Below are 4,113 nucleotides of genomic sequence, written 5' to 3' on the forward strand. Positions count from 1 at the left end.
TACCGTCGCGTGTGCAGCATGGCGAGCTCCGTGAGCACTTTCGCGGCCAGATCCTCCTTGCTCATCTTGTCCCAATGCGCGATGCGCGGCGAATCCGGACGTTCTCCGGGCGTAAGCACCGTCACGACATTCGTGTCGGTCGCGAAACCGGCACCGGGTGTGCGCAGATCGTTGGCCACCAGCATGTCACAACGCTTGGAGGCGAGTTTGCGCGCGGCGTTGGCCTCCAGGTCCTGGGTCTCCATCGCGAAGCCGCAGATCGTCTGGTCGTCGCGCCGATGCCCGCCGGCCCATGCGAGGATGTCGGGATTCGACGTGAACTCCACGGTGATGCCGGCACGGCCGTTCTTCTTGATCTTCTCGTCGGAATGGTTCGCCGGACGGAAATCGCCCACGGCGGCGGCCATCACCGTGATGTCCGCATGCCCGAAGTCCGCGCGCACCGCGTCGAACATCTCCTGCGCGGTGGTGACGCGCACCACATCGACCCCATCCGGCGCGTCGAGCGAAGTCGGGCCGGAGACCAACGTCACCCGCGCGCCCATGTCGCGCGCCTGTTCGGCAAGGGCGTATCCCATCTTGCCGGTGGAATGGTTCGTCAGATACCGGACCGGATCGAGCGGCTCCCGCGTCGGTCCGGCGGTGACCAGCACATGAAGGCCGTGCAGCGGCAGTTCGTCAAGCGGACGGCATGCGCGCAGCAGGCGCGCCGCCGCCGTTTCGATCACGGCCGGCTCCTCCATGCGCCCCTTGCCGGCGTCGCCGCAGGCAAGCATGCCGGTCTCCGGCTCGACGATCGTCCAACCGAGCTTCCTGCAGGTATCGAGATTGCGCTGCGTCACGGCGTTCTCGTACATGTGCACATTCATGGCGGGACAAAGGATCTTCGGGCCCTCGTCGTAGGCAAGCACCGTGCTCGTCAGCTGGTCGTCGGCGATGCCGCACGCGATCTTCGCGATGATGTTCGCGCTCGCCGGCGCGATGACCAGCAGGTCGGCCCATTTCGCGTCGGTCACATGATTGATCCGCAGCGTGTCGGTCGCCGCCACATCGCCGTCGTCGTGCCGGGAGCCGAACATGGCGGCGCGCGTGCGGGTGTGCGTCAGCGAGCTGAACGTCAGGGGAGTGACGAACTCCTGCGCGGCGGCGGTCATCGCCACGCGCACCTCGTGGCCCTGCCTGCTCCAGTCGGAAGCGAGATGGCATGCCTTGAACGCGGCGATGCTGCCGGTCACTCCGAGAAGAATATGCGCCATGGTTCGTGCCGTCCTTCCATTGACGTCGGGCAAGACTGCGTCAAGTATATACCTGGGAACTCATCGGACCGTGCATTGCCGGAAGGCGACGGGTACGGCGGATTGTACAGTCGTGTGTTGGTGATCGACCTCCATGCAGGCGGTCAACCATGCATAATCAAAAACATATAGGAGCAACCATGTCGCAATCTTCAGGTGCGTACGGCGAAAACGACGCAACCGAAACGAAGACCACCAACACGGCGAGCACCGACGCGACGCTGAACGCGCGCGCCAAGTCGCCGAAATCCAAAGGTCCGAAGAAGTGGATCTACATCCTCATCGCGGCCGTCGCGGTGATCGCGGTCATCATCGGCGTCGTCGCCTTCCAGGGCCGTGGCGCGTCGAACGGCGCGGACGGGACGTCGGCCAAAGCCGACACCGTCACCGTGGGACTGAAGCTATCCCCGGTCAGTCTTGACATCCGCCAGCAGTCGGGCGCCGCGCTCGAACAGATCCTCGACGGCAACGTCTACGAAGGACTGGTGTCGCGCGATTCGAACAACAAGGTCCAGCCGGGCATCGCCAAATCCTGGGACGTCTCCAAGGACGGCAAGACCTACACGTTCCATCTCAACCACACGATGAACTTCTCCAACGGCCACAAGCTCGACGCGACCGACGTGGCGTGGTCCATCAACCAGCTCATCGAGAAGCAGTACTACGACGCCGACGCCATCGAAAGCGTCAGCAAGGTCGAGGCGGTCGACGCCGACACCGTGAGGATGACCCTTTCCGAACCGGATTCGAACCTGCTGTGGAACCTCACCGGACGTCCGGGACTGGTGTTCGACAAGGACGCCAAGTACGACGCGAAGACCCAGGCCGTCGGCTCCGGACCGTACACCGTCGAATCCTTCGACCCGAGCAACAAGATCGTGCTCAAGGCCAACGCGAAGTACTGGGGCACCGCGCACAAGGCGCAGACCGACAAGGTGGTCATCCGCTTCTTCTCCGACGACAACGCCGCGGTCAACGCGCTCAAGAGCGGTGACGTGGACGTGCTCTCGCCGGTCAACGCCACGCTCGCCAAGGGCCTCGACAAGTCGAAGTACCAGGTCTCCGCGGCCTCCGGCAGCGACAAGTTCGTCCTCGCCTTCAACTGCACCAACCCGAAGCTCGAAGACAAGCGCGTGCGTCAGGCGATCCGCTACGCCATCAACCACAAGGAGATCATCGCCTCCCGCGGCAACGTCGACCAGGCGCTCGGCGGCCCGATTCCGTCCGTCGACCCGGGCTACGAGGACCTGACCGGCCTGTACCCGTACAACCCGTCCAAGGCCAAGACGCTGCTGGCCGAAGCCGGATACTCCACCGACAAGCCGCTGAAGCTCACCCTCACCTACGCCAACACGTATGGTCCCGAACTCGGCAACCAGCTCAAGAGCCAGCTCGCCAAGGTCGGCATCGACCTGAACATCAACTACGTGGAGTTCTCCACCTGGCTGCAGGACGTGCACGCCAACGGCGACTACGAGCTTTCCCTGGTGGACCACGCGGAAAGCCACGATTTCTACTCGTGGACGAACCCGGAATACTACTTCCACTACAACAGCAAGAAGGTCCAGGAGCTGTACGCCAAGGCGCTGGCCTCCACCGACTCCGCGACCAGCGAGAAATACCTCAAGCAGGCGGCTCGTACCGTCAGCGAGGACGCTCCCGCCGATTGGCTGTTCGGATACCGCGTGACGGTCGCCCGCAGCAAGAGCCTCCACGGTTTCCCGGGCAAGCTCACGCAGATTCTGCTGCCGCTATGGCAGGTCTACAAGACCAAGTAAGTTACCGGCAATGAAATTCATCGTCCAACGGCTGGGGCTGTTCATCGCGGCCCTGGCCGGTCTTTCTCTTCTGGTGTTCCTCGCACTGCGCATCCTTCCCGGCGACGTCGCCGCGGTGATCGCGGGAACCAAGGCGACGCCCGAACGCATCGCCGCGTTGCGCGCGCAGCTCGGCCTCGACCGTTCATATCCGTCGCAATACGCGGATTGGATGCTCAACCTGCTGCATGGCGATTTCGGAACATCCGTGATCAGCGGACGTTCCGTCGCGTCCCAGGTGGCGGAACGCGTCGGCATCACCTTCCCCCTGATCGTCATGAGCCTGGTCATCGCGCTCGCCATCGGACTTCCGTTGGGCTGCGCGGCCGTATTGACCCGCAATCCGCGCCTGCGCGGCCTGTTTCATGTGGCCGCCATCGTCGCGGGCGCCATCCCCGCGCTGTGGGGCGGACTGCTGCTGATCCTGTTGTTCGCCCGTGGCGGCGGATTGATCGGGTTGTTCCCGTCCCAAGGCTTTCCCGATGACGGATGGGCGGATCCGGCGGGCGCGCTGTCCGCGCTGGTGCTGCCGTCCGTGGCCACCGGCATCACGGCCGGTGCGTCCGTGATGCGCTACACGCGCGCCGCGGTGGGCGACATGGCGTCATCGCAGGCGGTCGACATGGCCATGGCATGCGGCATGACCCGCAGGCAGGCGGTGCTGAAGGTCGCATTGCGCCTGGCCACGCCGCAGCTCGTGTCGGTGATCGGCCTGACCTTCGCGCATATGGTCACCGGCGTGATGGTGGTGGAGAACCTGTTCGCGCTTCCCGGACTCGGCGCCATGCTGGTCACCGATGTGGGCAACCGCGACCTCACCTCCGTGCAAAGCGAGCTGTTCCTGCTCGCGGCCTTGTTCCTGCTGCTGGGCTTCGTGGTCGATCTGGCGCATCGCGCGTTGGACCCACGACTCAAGAACGCGGGCGTCGGCTCGCAGGAGGTGTCCGCATGACCAACCTGAATAGGGACGATTCGGATATGGGCGGAGTGAACGGTTCGAA

At 64.3% G+C, this 4,113-nt stretch carries 3 protein-coding genes; 2 read left to right on the top strand and 1 reads right to left on the bottom strand.

Going from position 1 to position 4,113, the window contains the following annotated elements; genetic code table 11:
* A partial coding sequence (gene coaBC, locus B3C64_RS06650; RefSeq protein WP_291534595.1) for a bifunctional phosphopantothenoylcysteine decarboxylase/phosphopantothenate--cysteine ligase CoaBC occupies positions 1-1,256 on the bottom strand: 1,256 nt, incomplete at its 3' end.
* Positions 1,257-1,435: 179 nt separating this feature from the next.
* Between coaBC and B3C64_RS06655 the strand changes: the two genes are divergently transcribed.
* Positions 1,436-3,073 (top strand): ABC transporter substrate-binding protein, encoded by a 1,638-nt coding sequence (locus B3C64_RS06655; RefSeq protein WP_291534596.1) that lies wholly within the window; start codon positions 1,436-1,438, stop codon positions 3,071-3,073.
* A 10-nt stretch (positions 3,074-3,083) separates the two neighbouring features.
* Positions 3,084-4,064: an ABC transporter permease gene (locus B3C64_RS06660; protein ID WP_291534597.1), complete on the top strand. Its 981-nt coding sequence runs from the start codon at positions 3,084-3,086 to the stop codon at positions 4,062-4,064.
* Positions 4,065-4,113 lie beyond the last annotated feature (49 nt).

This window comes from Bifidobacterium sp. UBA6881 (assembly GCA_002451435.1).
Lineage (GTDB): Bacteria > Actinomycetota > Actinomycetes > Actinomycetales > Bifidobacteriaceae > Bifidobacterium.

Bases quoted from the DNA above. Each gene is read 5' to 3' on its own strand.
- B3C64_RS06655 (WP_291534596.1), top strand. From the start codon at position 1,436: ATGTCGCAATCTTCAGGTGCGTACGGCGAAAACGACGCAACCGAAACG.
- B3C64_RS06660 (WP_291534597.1), top strand. From the start codon at position 3,084: ATGAAATTCATCGTCCAACGGCTGGGGCTGTTCATCGCGGCCCTGGCC.